Origin of the sequence: Arthrobacter sp. ZGTC131, from assembly GCF_002929275.1 — a bacterium.
Lineage (GTDB): Bacteria > Actinomycetota > Actinomycetes > Actinomycetales > Micrococcaceae > Arthrobacter.
Map to the genome: position 1 here is coordinate 143859 of NZ_PJIK01000005.1, position 15939 is coordinate 159797.

At 65.5% G+C, this 15939-nt stretch carries 14 protein-coding genes; all 14 read right to left on the reverse strand.

What is annotated here, in order from left to right; translation table 11 throughout:
• Positions 1-20: 20 nt before the first annotated feature.
• The 14 genes from CXQ90_RS08865 to CXQ90_RS08930 all read right to left on the reverse strand — a co-directional run bounded on the left by CXQ90_RS08865 (position 21) and on the right by CXQ90_RS08930 (position 15934).
• A complete protein-coding gene (locus CXQ90_RS08865) occupies positions 21-2939 on the reverse strand; it encodes an RNA helicase (protein WP_104138526.1) in 2919 nt (972 codons plus the stop codon).
• Between the two features lie 24 nt (positions 2940-2963).
• Positions 2964-3758: a twin-arginine translocase subunit TatC gene (gene tatC, locus CXQ90_RS08870; protein WP_181038501.1), complete on the reverse strand. Its 795-nt coding sequence runs from the start codon at positions 3756-3758 to the stop codon at positions 2964-2966.
• A 48-nt stretch (positions 3759-3806) separates the two neighbouring features.
• Positions 3807-4076 (reverse strand): Sec-independent protein translocase subunit TatA, encoded by a 270-nt coding sequence (gene tatA, locus CXQ90_RS08875; RefSeq protein ID WP_104138529.1) that lies wholly within the window; start codon positions 4074-4076, stop codon positions 3807-3809.
• A gap of 35 nt (positions 4077-4111) precedes the next feature.
• The gene (locus CXQ90_RS08880) at positions 4112-4474 is read right to left on the reverse strand and encodes a hypothetical protein (protein ID WP_104138531.1); all 363 of its coding nucleotides are present in this window, start codon (positions 4472-4474) and stop codon (positions 4112-4114) included.
• Between the two features lie 10 nt (positions 4475-4484).
• On the reverse strand, positions 4485-6500 hold the full coding sequence (locus CXQ90_RS08885; RefSeq protein ID WP_181038495.1) for a YafY family protein: 2016 nt from the start codon (positions 6498-6500) through the stop codon (positions 4485-4487).
• Positions 6501-6623: 123 nt separating this feature from the next.
• A complete protein-coding gene (locus CXQ90_RS08890) occupies positions 6624-7019 on the reverse strand; it encodes an FKBP-type peptidyl-prolyl cis-trans isomerase (RefSeq protein ID WP_104138533.1) in 396 nt (131 codons plus the stop codon).
• Between the two features lie 41 nt (positions 7020-7060).
• Positions 7061-7987: an FKBP-type peptidyl-prolyl cis-trans isomerase gene (locus CXQ90_RS08895; RefSeq protein WP_104138534.1), complete on the reverse strand. Its 927-nt coding sequence runs from the start codon at positions 7985-7987 to the stop codon at positions 7061-7063.
• Positions 7988-8100: 113 nt separating this feature from the next.
• Positions 8101-9465, reverse strand: a complete 1365-nt coding sequence (pafA, locus tag CXQ90_RS08900; RefSeq protein WP_104138536.1) for a Pup--protein ligase — start codon at positions 9463-9465, stop codon at positions 8101-8103.
• A gap of 1 nt (position 9466) precedes the next feature.
• On the reverse strand, positions 9467-10174 hold the full coding sequence (prcA, locus tag CXQ90_RS08905) for a proteasome subunit alpha (protein ID WP_104138537.1): 708 nt from the start codon (positions 10172-10174) through the stop codon (positions 9467-9469).
• Position 10175: 1 nt separating this feature from the next.
• Positions 10176-10997, reverse strand: a complete 822-nt coding sequence (prcB, locus tag CXQ90_RS08910) for a proteasome subunit beta (protein WP_104138539.1) — start codon at positions 10995-10997, stop codon at positions 10176-10178.
• Between the two features lie 82 nt (positions 10998-11079).
• Positions 11080-11280: a ubiquitin-like protein Pup gene (locus tag CXQ90_RS08915; protein ID WP_104138540.1), complete on the reverse strand. Its 201-nt coding sequence runs from the start codon at positions 11278-11280 to the stop codon at positions 11080-11082.
• Between the two features lie 85 nt (positions 11281-11365).
• Positions 11366-12985: a depupylase/deamidase Dop gene (gene dop / locus CXQ90_RS08920; protein ID WP_104138542.1), complete on the reverse strand. Its 1620-nt coding sequence runs from the start codon at positions 12983-12985 to the stop codon at positions 11366-11368.
• Between the two features lie 50 nt (positions 12986-13035).
• Complete coding sequence (gene arc, locus CXQ90_RS08925) at positions 13036-14784, reverse strand: proteasome ATPase (RefSeq protein ID WP_104138543.1); 1749 nt, start codon at positions 14782-14784, stop codon at positions 13036-13038.
• An 82-nt stretch (positions 14785-14866) separates the two neighbouring features.
• On the reverse strand, positions 14867-15934 hold the full coding sequence (locus tag CXQ90_RS08930; protein ID WP_104138545.1) for a tRNA (adenine-N1)-methyltransferase: 1068 nt from the start codon (positions 15932-15934) through the stop codon (positions 14867-14869).
• Between the last annotated feature and the right edge of the window lie 5 nt (positions 15935-15939).

A 15939-nucleotide genomic window follows, 5' to 3' on the forward strand; every position in this document is an offset into this window, starting at 1 on the left:
GGGTTATTCGTGTGCGGGAATCAGACCACGGTGGAGTAGGCCACTACTCCCCGCCTGACAAGTTTGATGGCTTCGGCGCACAGCCGGGCAAGCCGTGGATCCAGCCCCGGAATCTTGGCCAGCTGGTCCAGCAGGTCAATCACCTGTTTGACCCACCGGACGAAGTCTCCGGCAGCGAGCTCAGTGCCGTTGAGCACTTCCTGGAGGTGGCGCCCGCGGGCCCACTTGTACATGGGCCAGATCAGGCCCAGCTCGGGCTCGCCCGTGAGGGGAAGCTTGTTCTGCTCCTCCACGTCCTCCAGTGCCGACCATTCCCGCACCACAATGTCCACGGCGGTTTCGAGCGAAACGCTGGGCATGCGCGGACGCAGGCCGCGGTCCTCCCGCTTGGCCTGGTATACGAGGACGCTGGCGAAAGCAGCCACTTCCACGGCGTCGAGGTCGTCGAACGCGCCCTGGCGCAGTGCCTGTGAGATCAGGAGGTCCTTCTCGCCGTAGATCCGGCGCAGCCGCTGCCCGTCGGTGCTGATCCTGTGCTTACCAGGTTCGGGTGTTTCCAGGTATCCGTAGGCGGACAGGACGTCGCACACGCGGTCGAACGTTTTGGCGATGGTGTTCGTGCGGCCCTGGATCTGGCGGACCAGCCCGTCCGTTTCCTTCCGGAGCTTCCACCAGCGTTCCGACCACCGGGCGTGGTCCTCACGCTCGTTGCAGCCATGGCACGGGTGGGCGCGCAAGGCACGCCGCAGCTCGGCGATCTTCTTTTCCTGGTTCGGAAGCACCGTGCCGAGGCCGAAGTCGTTGTTGCGGCTGCTGCCCCTGACCGGCGGACGGTTCTCCCGCAGCGCGTTCCGGACGGAGGAGGCAAGGTCCCGCCGGGACTTGGGCACTTTCGCATTGAAGGACTTGGGAATCCGGATCCTGGTCAGCGGGGAGATGGGCCCTTCGAGGTCGTCGATGCCGATTCTCCGCAGCTGGCTTTCCAGCGTGAGCACGGCAGGCCTTGGCTCGCGGGAGCTGTGGTCCGAACTCAGTACCACCGCAACCCCCGGTGCCCTGCCGGCCGGGACGTCCACAACATCTCCCGGAAGCAGGCGGCTGAGGGAATCTTCGTTGAGCGACTTCCGTGCCCTCGACTTGCTGCGTGACGTGAAGTTCTCGGCGTCGGAGAGCTCCCGCCGCAGCCGCGCATATTCGGTGAAGTCGCCCAGGTGGCAGGTCATGGACTTGGCGTACCCGGCCAGCGACTCCTCCCGGCTGCGCACCTGCTTGGCCAGCCCTACCACTGACCGGTCCGCCTGGAACTGGGCGAAGGAGGACTCAAGGATCTCCCGTGCCCGCGGGCGGCCGAACTGGGCGAGCAGGTTGATGCTCATGTTGTAGGTGGGCCTGAAACTGGAGTTCAGCGGATAGGTCCGCCGTGAGGCCAGGCCGGCCACCGCCGCGGGATCCGTGCCGGGCTGCCAGAGGACCACGGCGTGGCCTTCGACGTCGATTCCCCGCCGTCCGGCCCTGCCGGTCAGCTGGGTGTACTCCCCCGCGGTGATGTCCACGTGGGCTTCACCGTTGAATTTGTCGAGCTTCTCCAGGACCACCGAGCGTGCCGGCATGTTGACCCCGAGGGCCAGGGTCTCCGTGGCGAACACGGCCTTCACCAAGCCCTCGGCGAAGAGCTTTTCGACGACTTCCTTGAAGGTGGGCAGCATTCCGGCATGGTGCGCTGCGATGCCCCTCAGAAGCCCGTCACGCCAGTTCCAGAAGCCCAGCACCTCAAGGTCGTCCGAGGGTATGTCCTGGCCCGCCTCGTCGACGCGCTGGGCAATGATCCGCTGCTCCTTCTCGGTGGTGAGCCACAGCCCTGCAGCCACACACTGGGAAACCGCGGCGTCGCAGCCGGCCCGGGAAAAGATGAACGTGATTGCGGGCAGGAGGTCCTGCCGGTCCAGGCTGGCGATCACCTGCGGCCGGCTGGCCTTCCTGACGGCCGTGCGGGGCGGCGTCTGCTGGGACCTGTCGTCGGCACGCTGCCGGTGCTGCCGCCGCTGGCTGCGGCCGCCATGGCCGAAGCGTCCCTGGAAGTTCAGTTGGCTTTCTGCCCGGGCCATGGACAGCAGCTCGGGGTTGACCTCGAAGCCGCGCTGTCCGGCGGCTTCGGGACTCGGTGCCGCGGGCAGCGCTGAGGCGGGCAGCGCTGAGGCGGCGACGGGGTCGCCTTCGGGCGCGATTTCGTCGAAGGTGGTCTCTCCGGCGAACAGATCCACAATTTCCCTGCCCACCATCACGTGCTGCCACAGGGGGACGGGCCGATGCTCGGACACGATGACGTCGGTGTCCCCCCGGACGGTGTCCAGCCAGGCGCCGAATTCCTCGGCGTTGGAGACGGTGGCGCTCAGCGAGGCCACCTGGACTTCGCTGGGCAGGTGGATGATGACTTCCTCCCACACGGCACCCCGGAAGCGGTCAGCCAGATAGTGGACCTCGTCCATGACCACGAAGCCAAGATCGTCCAGGGAGGCGGAGTCGGCGTAGAGCATGTTGCGCAGCACCTCGGTGGTCATCACAACCACGGGCGCCTCGCCGTTGATGCTGGTGTCTCCGGTCAGCAGCCCAACGTTTTGCGCGCCGTACTTCTCCGTGAGCTCGGAGAACTTCTGGTTGCTCAGGGCCTTGATGGGGGTGGTGTAGAAGGCTTTCAGCCCGCGCTCCAGCGCCAGGTAGATGGCGAACTCGCCCACGATGGTCTTGCCCGCGCCGGTGGGTGCGGCCACGAGGACCCCACGGCCTTCCTGCAGCGACCTGCACGCCTGCCGCTGGAAATCATCCAGGTCAAAGTCCAGGGTCCGGGCAAACGAGCCCAGATGGGTTTTGGATTCAGCCGTCCGTTCGGCGCTGGCCCGGTAGCGTTCGGAGGGCGACGGTGAACCGGTTGTGGTGGACATGCTTCAAGCCTAGCCGGGACGGCGCTAGAGATTCCTCAGTTCACTGCCCGGAGTGGCAATGTCCGCAGTGGCTTCGGTCTCAGCGGCCTGCTTCGCCGCGCGGCGGTCGCGCCGGCGGTCGTTGAGGACGCACAGGCCGATCGCGGCGAAGAAGAGCAGCAGCATGGGCCCGGCAAGGTAGAACATGCTCATGGCGTCGCCGCCGGGGGCTGCCATCGCCGCAAACAGGCAGACGAGGAAGACCGTAATCCGCCAGCTCTTCACGAGCTGTTCGCCCCGGAGCAGTCCCGCGAGGTTCAACCCGACAAGGACGACCGGAAGCAGGAAGGCGATGCCGAAGGCAAGCAGCAGCCGCAACACGAACGAAAGGTAGACCTGCGCGCTGATGAAGTTTGAGCCGCCCGAAGGGGTGAAGTCTGTGAGCACACGCACGGCATTCGGTAGCACCAGCCATGCCAGGGTGACGCCACCGACGAAGAGCGGGACCGCAGCCGCCACGAATGACAACGCGAGCCTGCGCTCTTTCTTGTGCAGGCCAGGAACGATGAACGCCCAGAGCTGGTACAGCCACACGGGGCTGGCCAGGATCACACCGAGAAACACGGAGACCTGGATCATGAGGTCGAACGAGCTAGCGACACCGTCGAAGTTGAGGGACGCCTGCCGTCCCTCGTTTTCGTTGAGGTCCCGGATCGGCTTGATCAGTGCCGCGAGCATGGGCTGGTAAACCATGAATCCCGCAGCAGTGGCGAGCACTACCGCGATGGCGGATTTGAACAGTCGGTTCCTGAGTTCCCGCAGATGGTCCAGCAGAGCCATCCGTCCCTCAGGATTGGATCGACGACTCATGGTTAGTGCCACGTAATCCTAGGCGCGGTTGGGAGGCGGAACGTCGTTGCCATCTGCAGGATGGTTGTCCGGCATTGGTGAACGCGGGTGGTTCACCACCTTACCTTCAACGGGATCTGAGCCGTCCTTGGCTTCAGGGTTTCCGTCCTTCTTCATCTCGCGGACTTCCGACTTAAAGATACGCATCGACTGGCCGAGGCTCCGGGCCATGCCGGGTAGCTTCGGTGCCGCGAAAAGCACCAAAGCAAGAACGATGATGATGATGAGATGCCAGCCTTCAAGCCTCATGGTGGGTGTTCCTTTCGTTTAGATACATCCTACGTTTATCTGAATTCGATGTCGCGCAGCGCCTGGGGCTGGCCCCGTTCCGCCTTGCGTTGGACGCGGCGCTGGCGCCGCGATTCCCGGCGGGCAGACTTGGATGCGTGGTAATCATGTCGCATCCGGTGCGGCGAGGCAAAGACGGCGGCTCCGGGCGGGGTTGCGGCGGCGTGGGGCGTCCCTTCGCCGGGGGTGCCGTCCTCCGGAACGGGGGCGGGCAGGTGCCCCAGCTTCTCACCGGCGGCACCGAGCTCCTTGACCGTGGCCATGAACTGACGGAACAGCCTGACGCCAATCACTACGAAGAACAGAAGGGAAAGCGCTATCAGCGCAATCCAGATAAGGATCCAAGACCACCAAGGCATGCTGAGTAGTCTAGCTGGCGTACTGGGCCAGGGCCGCGTCGATCCATTCCCGGGACGCCTCGGCAAGGGCGGCGGGCGCCAGGATGCGGACGGTCCCGCCATGCTGGGCCACGAACATCGGCAGCCATGACGTGTTGCCGAATCTGATCTCCGCAACCAGCCCGCCGTCGGGCAGAACCGCTGTCCGCTCGGCGTAATAGTCGTCCGCAAGCCCGGCGCCCCTGGGGGTGAGCTGAACGGTCACCAGGGTGTCGTCGTCGTTGGGGGTGAACAGTTTTGCCGGGAACCCGCCGTCGGGCTTGACCGGGGAGGATACCGGCTTCCCGTTCGGGGCCAGGTGCTCGATGCGGTCGAGGCGGAAGTTCCGCAGCCCGACGGCTGAATGGCAGTACGCCTCGAAGTACCAGGTGTTGTCCATGGAGTAGAGGCGCAGCGGGTCCACGTCCCGCTCCGACAGGGAATCCGTCTGCGCGGACAGGTAGACGAGGTGCAGCTGCGACCCGGATTCGATGGCACTCCGGATGAGGTCGAGGTTCGCGGAATTGTCCGGCCCTACCTCGGGACCGGACAGCGCACCGGCGCGGAGCCCTTCCTCCCCGGCAGCGGCCATGAGCTTGAGGGTGACCGATTCCAGGGCGCTTCCCTCCGCGAGTTCGGGGAGGCCGTTCAGCGTCTCCAGCCCCGTCAGCAGTGCGCAGGCCTCGTCCACGGTGAAGCGGACGGGCCTGTTCAATTCAAGCGACTGGCTGATGAAGACGTGGTCGTCCTCCCACTGGATGTCGAGGAGTTCGTCGGGGTAGCCCTGCGGAAGCCCGGAGCAGATCAGGATCAGCAGATCATTCTCAAGTTCCTTGCGGGTCACCCCGAACCTGTCCGCGACGTCCTGAATGTGCAGTCCCTGGTTGTGGACCAGGAACGGAACCAGCTGCAGCATCCGCTGGAGTTGGTCTTCCGAGGTCCGTTTGCGGGGCCGCTTGCCGGGCGCGGCGTCTGCGAAGTCGAAGGACGGCACCGGCGCGGCGGCGAAGGCGGCGGCACTCGCCAGCCGGCGCTGCACGGCGGTGGCCAGTTCAGCGGGAGCAACCACCCTAACGTTCGGGCCGTAGGAGGCCAGTTCCTCCCCCAGCAGCTCGGCGTCGCGGTATGGCACCGCCAGGCGGTCCCAGTCGCCGTCGGCCCCTGCCTCTCCGGCCACGACGGCGGCAGGCGCCTCTCCGGCCACGACGGCGGCCGGTTCGGACCGCTTCCTCAGCCCCAGCAGCCGCCCCTTCCGGACGTCCACAACGGCGGACGTGAGCGGCAGCTCAGGAAGGCCGGCCAGCTCCGCCCGCACGTTGAAGGCTGCAGGGGCGGTGAATGCCTCCTTCTCCAGCACCGTGACGGCCGACGTGAACCGTGAGAGCCGGAAGTACCGCTGGTCGCCGCGCACCCGGTCGTAACCCACCAGGTACCACTGCCCAAAGCGGCTGCCGAGGCCCCAAGGCTCAACCACGCGCTCCTCCTCCTTGCCGGTGCTGCCGGCAAGGTAGCGGAAGCGGACCGGATGCTGGGCGTGCATCGCCGCAACGAGGTCTTCGAAGGCCTGTCCGGCCGGCTTGATGCGGGGCTGGACCCCGGCCGGCAGCTCAACGTCGGCCAGGCCGCCGGAAGCCTGGAGTTTGCGCATGGCGTTCGTGGCGGCCGCGCCGAGGGCAGCCCGCTCCCACAGCTGCGAGGCCAGCAGCAGCACCGTCCATTCGTCCGGGGTGAGCTGCACATCAGGCAGCCGGTTCGATTCCTTGCCGATCCGGTAGCGCGTGGTCGCGGGGTCATCGGAGTTCCAGCCGTGGTTCATGACCGTTTCGACGTCAAAGCCGAACTCACGCAGGTCGTTCTTGTCGCGCTCGAACATCCGGCCGAAGGCGGCGTCGCTGGCCGTGCCGGCGTGGTAGATCTTCTCCCGAAGTTCGCTGCGGCGGAGGCCGTACTTGGAGTTCAAAAGGGCGATCAGGAGGTTGAGCAAGCGCTCGGTTCGTTGGGCGGACACTCTGGTTACGTTACTAAAGCTGCCCGGGTTACCAAAAGCTGCCCGGGGAAAACCGCGAAAGCGCGGCAACAATGCGGACATTCCATCCGATTGTTGCCGCGCTTCCGGTGCAGCGAGGAGTCTCTAGCGGACGCCTACGAGGTCGACGACGAAAATCAAGGCCTCATTGGGGCCGATCGCCCCGCCGGCGCCACGGGAACCGTAGGCCAGCTCAGAGGGGATCTCGAGGCGGCGGCGGCCACCGACCTTCATGCCAAGCAGGCCCTGGTCCCAGCCCTGGATGACCTGGCCGACGCCGACCCGGAAGTCCAGCGGGGCGCCGCGGCCCCATGAGGCGTCGAACTCTTCGCCGGTGGACCAGGCAACGCCGACGTAGTGGGTTGAGACGGTGTCGCCTTTTTTGGCCTCCGGACCGTCACCCTCGATGAGGTCGGTGATGACGAGTTCGGTGGGAACCGGGCCTTCAGGGAAGTCGATTTCCGGCTTCTGGCGGTCGAGGTCTCGCTGACCAAATGACATGGGTGCTCCTTCTGCTTGGTTGGGAAACTGCTGTGGCGAACTTACTTGGTGCCCAGAATGTCGACGACGAACACGAGGTCGCCCTTGGCGTCCCCCTGGCCGGCATCGCCGTAGGCGAGGTCCTTGGGGATGACGAGCAGGACACGGGAACCCACCGTCTTACCGGTCAGGCCCTGCGTCCAGCCCTTGATGACCTTGTCCAGTCCGAACGAGGCCGTCTCCTTGCGGTCAAAGCTTGAATCGAACTTCTTGCCGCTGGCCAGGGCCACGCCCACGTAATTGACGGTCAGGGTGTCCGTGGCCTTGACCTCGGGGCCCTTGCCCTTGATGAGGTCCTGGGCGATGAGTTTCTTCGGGGCTGCGACGCCCTTGACGGAGATCTCCGGGATGCCGTCCTTCTCGGTCACGGTCGGCAGTCCGGCCGGCGGCGTGACGGCGTCACCCTCCGGCTTCTCCAGCACCTTCGGCGCGTCCTTGGCGGACAGGACCTTGATGATCAGGAGCTGGGTCGGCTGGGCTTCGGCGCCTTCAGCGGCAGCCTTGCCCGGAATGGCCAGGGCGAGCTGCGAGCCCACCTTGGCTCCGACAAAAGCGTTGTACACGATTTCGCTGCCGGTCTTGAGCTTGTCGTTCAGCTCGAGCGGTTCGGGGTCGCGGGGGAAGCTGTCGTCCAGCGTGGCACCGTCCTTGCCGTTGAGGGCAAGCACGGAGATCTCGGCGACCTGGTTGGCCTTGACCCGTTCGCCGCTGCCTTCCGTAACCACCTTGACGGTGGGCTCGGCGACGTCGAGGGGCTTGGTGAACTCTACGCCCGGGGCTTTCTTGTCGCCCTTTTCCGTCAGCTTGAGAGAGTCCAGCTTGGCGGTCTCACCCGCGGACTGGCTGGTCGGTTCCGGGGCTGCAGGCTGGCCGCCGCAGGCGGTCAGCAGAAGCAGTCCGGGAAGGAGAATTGCTAGTAGTCGGCGCACGTAAGAACTTTCGTCGGGGCAAGATGGATGCGTTGCCGCGGCAGGTAATACCCACGGCGGGGCAGTCAGGGCCGCAAAACAGCCTATTCCAGAGTAACGCCTGAAGCTGGGTATCAGCCCATAGAATCCAGAAGCGCATCCACGCGCTCGTCAACGTTGCGGAACGGATCCTTGCACAGGATGGTCTGGTGGGCGCGGTCGTTGAGCTTCAGGTGAACCCAGTCCACCGTGTAATCGCGTCCCAGTTCCTGGGCCCTGCGCACGAAATCACCGCGCAGCTTCGCCCGGGTGGTCTGCGGCGGCGCATCCACCGCGTCCTTGATGGCTGTCTCATCGGTGACCCGCCGGACGGCGCCCCGCGCCTGCAGGAGGTAGTACAGGCCGCGGCTGCGGGAAATGTCATGGTACGTAAGGTCCAGCTGGGCGATCCGCGGAGCATCGAGCCCCAGCCCGTGCCGGTTGCGGTAGCTGTCCATGAGCTTTTTCTTGATGGCCCAGTCGATTTCGGTGTCGATGGTGCTCGTGTCGCCGCTTTCGATGGCGCGTAGTGTCCTCCCCCACAGGTCCAGGATCAGCGGCACGTGCCGGTTATGCGCGCCATGTTCTTGGACGAAGGCCGTGACCTTGTTGAGGTACTCCTGCTGGATTTCCAGCGCGGTGAGCTGGCGCCCGTTGGCGAGCCGGACCAGGGCCCTGCCGCTGAGGTCGTGGGAAATCTCCCGGATGCTCCGGATCGGGTTTTCCATCCGCATGTCCCGCATGATCACCCCGGCCTCAATCATCCGCAGGATGAGGTCAACGGTGCCGACCTTGAGCAGTGCCGTGGTCTCCGACATGTTCGAGTCGCCGACGATCACATGGAGGCGGCGATAAAACTCGGCGTCCGCGTGCGGTTCGTCCCGGGTGTTGATGATCGGACGGGAGCGGGTGGTGGCGGAGGAGACGCCCTCCCAGATATGGTCCGCGCGCTGGGAGAAGGCGTAGGTGGCACCATGGGGCGTCTTGAGGATCTTGCCGGCACCGGCGATGAGCTGCCGCGTGACAAGGAACGGAATGAGAATTTCGGCCAGCCGAGTGAACTCGCCGCGCCGCGGTATGAGGTAGTTCTCGTGGCTGCCGTAGGAGTTACCGGCGGAGTCTGTGTTGTTCTTGAACAGGTAGACCGTTCCGTTGAATCCTTCGGCTGCAAGCCTGGACTGGGCTTCGTCCACGAGGTCGTCCAGGATGAGTTCGCCCGCACGGTCGTGGGCAATCAGTTGCGCGAGGTCGTCGCATTCAGCCGTGGCGTATTCCGGGTGCGAGCCGACATCCAGGTACAGGCGGGACCCGTTGGTGAGGAAGACATTCGAGGACCGCCCCCAGCTGACCACTTTCCGGAACAGGTACCGTGCCACCTCCTCGGGCGCGAGCGGGCGCGAATCGGGGCTCGAATAGGAAATGCCGAATTCGGTCTCAATACCGAAGATCCTCTTGTCCATTTCAGTTCTCCTCAGCCAGCAGTTCCATGACGTCGACGTCGGACAGCCTGCGGAATGCCCGGCGGGTCCCCCTGCTGCTTTCCGAGGCGCGGTCCAGCACCGCCACTTCCAAAGCCTTTGCCGGCAGCTCGGGCGACTCGTTGTCAGTTCCGAGGCCCTTCACGGCGAGACGGATGGCCGCCGCGAACGAAAGATCACGCTGCCAGCCGGCCTCGACAGCTCCGGAAACCTTGTCAGCCTGCCCGCCCATCACGATGAAGCCGTGCTCATCGGCGATGGAGCCGTCGAAAGTCAGCCGGTAGAGATGGTCGCGGTCCTGGGACGCACCAACCTCTGCCACGGCGAGCTCAACCTCGAAAGGCTTCTGCTCCGCGGTGAAAACGGCGCCCAGGCTCTGTGCATAGACGCTGGCGAGGCCCCGGGCGGTGACGTCGTCGCGGTCGTAGGAGTACCCGCGGACGTCGGCATAGCGGACCCCGGCCTGGCGCAGGCTTTCGAATTCGTTGTACTTACCGACGGCGGCGAAGGCGATTTTGTCGTAGATTTCGCCGATCTTATGGAGCGACGGCGACGGGTTTTCGGCCACGAGGGCGATGCCGTCCTCGCAGCTTACGACGATCACCGAACGGCCCCGCGCGATGCCTTTCCGTGCGAAGTCCGCACGGTCCTTCATCAGCTGTTCAGGTGAAACATAGAACTGCTGGGTCATGTCAGGCCTCCCGCCGGGCAGCTGCCCTGGACTCGATGATGGTCCCGGCCACGGCGGCGAGTTCCCGCTCGGCGACGCGCTTCGCGCCGGCACGGTTGACGGTGTAGACCACGGGCCACAGCTGGCGGACAGGGTCCGGGCCGCCGGTGGCAGAGTCGTCGTCGGCCGCATCGTACAGGGACTCGACGGCGACCGCCACGGCTTCCTCCTCCAGGAGGTTGGGGCGCCAGAGCTTCTTCAGCGCGCCGCGCGCGAACATGGAGCCGGAGCCTACGGCGTGGTGCTCCTGCTCCTCGTACCGGCCGCCGGTCACGTCGTAGGAGAACAGGCGGCCCACCGCGGCCGCGGTGTCGAAGCCGGCGAACAGCGGCACCACGGCGAGCCCCTGGAGCGCCATGGGCAGGTTTCCGCGGATCATAGCCCCGAGCCTGTTGGCCTTGCCGTCCAGGCTCAGCAGCGTTCCTTCGATCTTTTCGTAATGCTCCAGTTCAACCTGGAACAGCCGGGTGAGATCGATGGCGATGCCCGCCGTCCCCGCGATGCCGAGCACAGAGTACTGGTCCGCAGGAAAGACCTTTTCAATGTGACGGCTGGCGATGATGTTCCCCATCGTGGCACGGCGGTCACCCGCCATGACGACGCCGCCGGCGTACGTCATGGCGACGATGGTGGTGGCGTGCGGCACCTGCAGCGGCTGACCGGCGGAGGGGCCGTACTCGAAGGGCCGGTTATAGGGAAGCAGTTCCGGACGGTCGCGTTGGAGATGCTCAGTGAACGACGACGTCGCGTTGGCGGCTACCTTGTTGGCTGTTGTCTCCTGCACTGGTGCACTCCTTCAACGTAATTCAGCGGCTGTCCGGTACCTCAGGCCTCCGTGCCCGGTGCGGGGTGGTGGCGCTGCCGGGCTACTGTCCGCCCTTTTGCACGAACGCCCGGACGAACTCTTCCGCATTGGACTCCAGGACGCCGTCGATCTCGTCCAGGAGATCGTCAACACCCTGCGTGGATGCGGACGCCTGTCCCTCGGCCGGTGCCGGCGGCGCGGGGACCTCTTCCTCGACCTCGGTGTCGCGTGGCTGCGGCTGCTGCTGCTCCTGCCCTGCCATTTCATCTCCTTCGTACAGTCCCGCCGCTTCCGGCAGGACATCCTGTATGCCAATAGTGCCACGCAAAGCGGCTCTTCGGGACGCTTTATGCCGGTGGCGGAGCCGGTGCGGATCCAAGGAGTTCCGCAAGGAAGGAACCGGCCTCACGGTGCCGCGCAAACAGGGCCCCGGTCAGCGCTTTTGTGCCCCGAAGCGGCTCGCGCGTGGGGACGCGCTGCAGCCGGCCGTATCCGGGCACATCGAAGATCACCGAGTCCCAGCTAGCCCCCACCACGTCCTTGCTGAAGCTGCTGACGCAGCGTCCGCGGAAGTATGCCCGAGTGTCCGACGGCGGTTCCGTCACCGCGGTGGCGATGTCGGCGTCGTTCACTATCCGTTGCATGCGCCCCCTCGACAGCAGCCGGTAGTACAGACCCTTTTCGGGCCGGATGTCCGCCCACTGCAGATCCACCAGCCCCAAGCGGGCATCGTTCCAGTCGAGGCCGTCGCGTTGCCGGTATCCCTCCAGGATGGACAGCTTGGCCAGCCATTCCACGGAGGTGGCTGCCGCGGTGCGGTCGCTGTCCAGCTGCGTGAGCGTCGCGGCCCAGCGGTCCAGCACGGCGTGGGTGTGGCCGTCACCGTCCACGGCATCGGCAACACCGGTGTCCTGCGCCAGCTTTGCCGCGGCCTCGTGGTAAATCCACTGCAGATCCAGCGCCGTCACCCGGCGGCCGTCCAGCAGCCGGATCTTTGCCGTCAGAGAGGTGTCGTGGCTGATGGCCTGCAGGGCCGACACGGGCTCGTGGACTTCGATCTTCGGCGCGAGGCCGGCCTCGATCAGGCTCAGGACCATCGCGGTGGTGCCGAACTTGAGGTAGTTGGACGCCTGGCTGAGGTTGGCGTCGCCAATGATCACATGCAGGCGGCGGTACTTGTCCGCTGTGGCGTGCGGTTCGTCGCGAGTGTTGATGATGGGGCGGCGGATGGTGGTCTCCAGACCCACTTCCGCCTCGAAGAAGTCCGCCCGCTGGCTGATCTGGTAGCCCGGGCGGGAGCTGTCCTGGCCGATTCCCACCCGTCCCGAGCCGCAGATGATCTGACGGGTTACGAAGAACGGTGTCAGTCCCCGCACAATGTCGCCGAACGGGACCGATCGGGGCATGAGATAGTTTTCGTGGCTGCCGTAGGACACCGATTTGTTGTCGGTGTTGTTCTTGTAGAGGTTCACGGGCGGGAGCTCTGTGTCGCCGGCCAGCCGCCGGACGGCGGACAGCGCCACGAGGTCGCCGGCAGCATCCCAAGCAACTGCGGCGGCCGGATTGGTCACCTCCGGGCTGGAGTACTCCGGGTGGGCATGGTCCACATATAGCCGTGCCCCGTTGCCGAGGACCATGTTCATCAGGAGCGAGCCGGACTCGTCCTCCCCCTCAAGTTCCAGCTCGTCGCGCCCGTAGGCCAGCGCCACCGCTTCGGCGTCGAGCACGGGAGGCTGGTCGGTCAGCTGGCTCGGATGGGCCTGGCCCCGTTCCAAGGTCCAGCCCCGGGCGTCGTGGAGTGGCTCCTCGTCCGTGTAGTCCCACCGGGTCTCGGCCCCGCCGGCAGCCCTGAGGCGGGTGACCTGGGCGTACGCCTGCACCACCCGCGCAGACATCATGGTGGCGTTGGCTCCGGGAGCGGACGGCGCATGAATGCCGTATTCGGTTTCCGACCCCATCACCCGCATGGCGCCGCCTACGGGCAGGGCTCCCCCCGGCGCTGACCCGGAACCGGCTGTCACAGGTACTGGCCCGTGTTGGGCATCGTCTCGATGGACTTGCCTGGCTCCTGTCCGGCCTTGCCCTGGACGATGGTGCGGATGTATGTGATGCGCTCGCCCTTCTTGCCGGAGATGCGTGCCCAGTCATCCGGGTTGGTGGTGTTGGGCATGTCCTCGTGCTCGCGGAACTCATCAACCACCGCGCGGAGCAGATGGTCGATCCGCAGGCCCTTCTGCTGCGTGGTCAGGAGATCCTTGATGGCATATTTCTTTGCACGGTCCACAACGTTCTGCACCACTGCGCCCGAGTTGAAGTCCTTGAAGTACAGCATCTCGGTATCGCCGTTGGCATAGGTGACCTCGAGGTACTCGTTGGACTTTTCCGTGGAGTACATGGCCTCGACGGTCCGCTGGATCATGGCAGCGACCGTCTCGTGCACGTCGCCGTCATGCTCGACGAGGTCATCCTCATGGAACGGCAGGTCGGGGGTGATGTACTTCTTGAAGATGTCGGCCGCTGCTTCGGCGTCGGGACGTTGGATCTTGACCTTCACATCCAGGCGGCCCGGCCGCAGGATGGCGGGGTCGATCATGTCCTCGCGGTTCGATGCGCCGATGACGATGACGTTGTCCAGCCGTTCCACGCCGTCGATTTCGCTGAGGAGCTGCGGCACGATGGTGGTTTCGACGTCGGACGAGATGCCCGTGCCGCGGGTGCGGAACAGGGAATCCATTTCATCGAAGAACACCACGACGGGGCTGCCGTCCGAGGCCTTCTCCCGGGCGCGGGAAAAGATGAGCCTGATGTGGCGTTCGGTTTCGCCCACGTATTTGTCGAGGAGTTCCGGGCCCTTGATGTTGAGGAAGTAGCTCTTCAGATCGATGTTGCCCGAACGTTCGGCCGCGCGGGCCGCGAGCGAATTTGCCACGGCCTTGGCGATCAGCGTCTTGCCGCAGCCGGGAGGGCCGTAGAGCAGGATGCCCTTGGGCGCTTTGAGCCCGTGCTCGCGGTACAGGTCGGGGTGCAGGAACGGCAGCTCGATGGCGTCGCGGATCTGCTCGATCTGGGGACCCAGGCCGCCGATGTCCTCGTAGGTGATGTCCGGAACTTCTTCGAGGACCAGGTTTTCCACCTCGGACCGCGGGACTTTTTCGAGGGCGTAGCCCGTGCGGGAATCGATGGACAGGGCATCACCGACGCGGAGCTTCTGGGCCAGGAGCGGCCCGGCGAGCCGGATGACGCGCTCTTCATCTGCCCGGCCAAGGACCAGTGCACGGTCCGGGCCCAGCATTTCCTTGAGCGTGACGAGTTCCCCGGCGCGTTCGTAGCCGAGGCCGGCAACCACCAGGAGTGCCTCGTTGAGGAGGACTTCCTGGCCGACGGCAAGCTGGTTCATGTTGACCAGTGGGCTGATGCCCACCCGCATTTTCCGGCCTGCGTTGAAGATGTCCACCGATTCCTCGGTGGCGGCCTGGCCGCTGCCGCCGGCGGTGGCTTGCCGCCTGGGGTTCAGCTGGAGGATGGTTCCGAAGCTGTACGGCGGCTGCCCCTCCTGGTCGAGTGCGTTCTTCAGCCTCAGGATCTCCGACTTTGCCGTTTCCAGCATCGCCACGAGCTTGGTGTTGTTCTGCGTGGCAGCCGCCAGCTGACGGTCGATGTGCCGTAGCTTATCCCGGAGGATGTTGACCTGCCGGTCTGCAACAGACAGCTCGTTGGCCGCCTGCTCGGACGGCGTAGGTACGGAGTCATTGTTCGGCGTCTCCATGATGCATCAGCTCCTTCCTGCGCTTCTCTTAAGACCATAGCCCCAAGTCGGCGGGTACTGCTGAAGACATCCGAAATACGGACTAGTTTGTGATCTCTGGGTCGTCCTTGACGTTGGTTCCCGCGATGGCGTCCCGCGCCGCGCGCCGCAGTTTCTTGTCGGAAACCAGGCGTTCCCCGACAGCGCCGGGCGTCCAGGCGTTGACGTCCTCCTCATTGAAGTCCGTCTTGGACGGCCGCCGCTTCACCGATATGCCGGTCACACCGTCGGCCAGCCGGCGGGTAACCAGCAGGAAGCCGGTGTGCGCGACCATCCTGTGGTCGGGGCGCACCGCAAGGCCCTCAAGGTGCCAGCCGCGGACCATGGATTCCCAGGCATCCGGTTCCGTGAAGCGGCCGTCCGCCCGGATGGCCTCGGCGGTGCGGGACAGCTGGGTGACGGTGGCAACGTAGTTGATCCAGACGCCGCCCGGAGCGAGGACCGTGGCCACGGCGTCGAGGCATTCCCAGGGGGCCAGCATGTCCAGCACCACCCGGTCAATGGATCCGGGCTCTTCTGTGCGGACCACTTCCTCCTGGAAATCCCCGAGCGAGATTTTCCAGGCCGGGTGGGGGCCGCCGAAGATGGTTTCCACGTTGCCGCGGGCGATGGCTGCGAATTCCTCGCGGCGTTCGAAGGAGTGGAGGTAACCGTGGTCGCCGACGGCGCGCAGCAGCGAGATGGAGAGCGCACCGGAGCCGACGCCCGCTTCGACCACCCTGGCGCCGGGGAAGATGTCCGCCATGGTGACGATCTGGCCGGCATCCTTGGGATACACCACGGCGGCACCGCGGGGCATGGACAGGACGAAGTCGGACAGCAGGGGGCGCAGCGTCTGGTACTGCTGCCCCACGTTGTTGACCACCACGGAGCCGTCCACTTTGCCGATGATCTCGTCATGGTTGAGGAACCCGCGGTGCGTGTGGAAGGCTCCGCCGGCTTCGAGGCTGATCGTATTCATGCGCCCGCGCTCGTCCGTCAGCTGGACTCGCTCTCCTTCGCGGAAGGGGCCTCGCCGCCGGGCAGCGCCGACCGGCTGGTCCCCTGCGCCGGCTGCTCCGGCGTCGGAATGGCCGATACTGGTCCCGTTGGCGGCAGATTCGCTGCTCATGAAGA

What these genes read in the sequence shown, in the direction of transcription:
- CXQ90_RS08865 (WP_104138526.1), bottom strand. Translation starts at nt 2,939, where the DNA reads ATGTCCACCACAACCGGTTCACCGTCGCCCTCCGAACGCTACCGGGCC.
- tatC (WP_181038501.1), bottom strand. Translation starts at nt 3,758, where the DNA reads ATGGCTCTGCTGGACCATCTGCGGGAACTCAGGAACCGACTGTTCAAA.
- tatA (WP_104138529.1), bottom strand. Translation starts at nt 4,076, where the DNA reads ATGAGGCTTGAAGGCTGGCATCTCATCATCATCATCGTTCTTGCTTTG.
- CXQ90_RS08880 (WP_104138531.1), bottom strand. Translation starts at nt 4,474, where the DNA reads ATGCCTTGGTGGTCTTGGATCCTTATCTGGATTGCGCTGATAGCGCTT.
- CXQ90_RS08890 (WP_104138533.1), bottom strand. Translation starts at nt 7,019, where the DNA reads ATGTCATTTGGTCAGCGAGACCTCGACCGCCAGAAGCCGGAAATCGAC.
- pafA (WP_104138536.1), bottom strand. Translation starts at nt 9,465, where the DNA reads ATGGACAAGAGGATCTTCGGTATTGAGACCGAATTCGGCATTTCCTAT.
- prcA (WP_104138537.1), bottom strand. Translation starts at nt 10,174, where the DNA reads ATGACCCAGCAGTTCTATGTTTCACCTGAACAGCTGATGAAGGACCGT.
- CXQ90_RS08915 (WP_104138540.1), bottom strand. Translation starts at nt 11,280, where the DNA reads ATGGCAGGGCAGGAGCAGCAGCAGCCGCAGCCACGCGACACCGAGGTC.
- dop (WP_104138542.1), bottom strand. Translation starts at nt 12,985, where the DNA reads ATGCGGGTGATGGGGTCGGAAACCGAATACGGCATTCATGCGCCGTCC.
- arc (WP_104138543.1), bottom strand. Translation starts at nt 14,784, where the DNA reads ATGGAGACGCCGAACAATGACTCCGTACCTACGCCGTCCGAGCAGGCG.
- CXQ90_RS08930 (WP_104138545.1), bottom strand. Translation starts at nt 15,934, where the DNA reads ATGAGCAGCGAATCTGCCGCCAACGGGACCAGTATCGGCCATTCCGAC.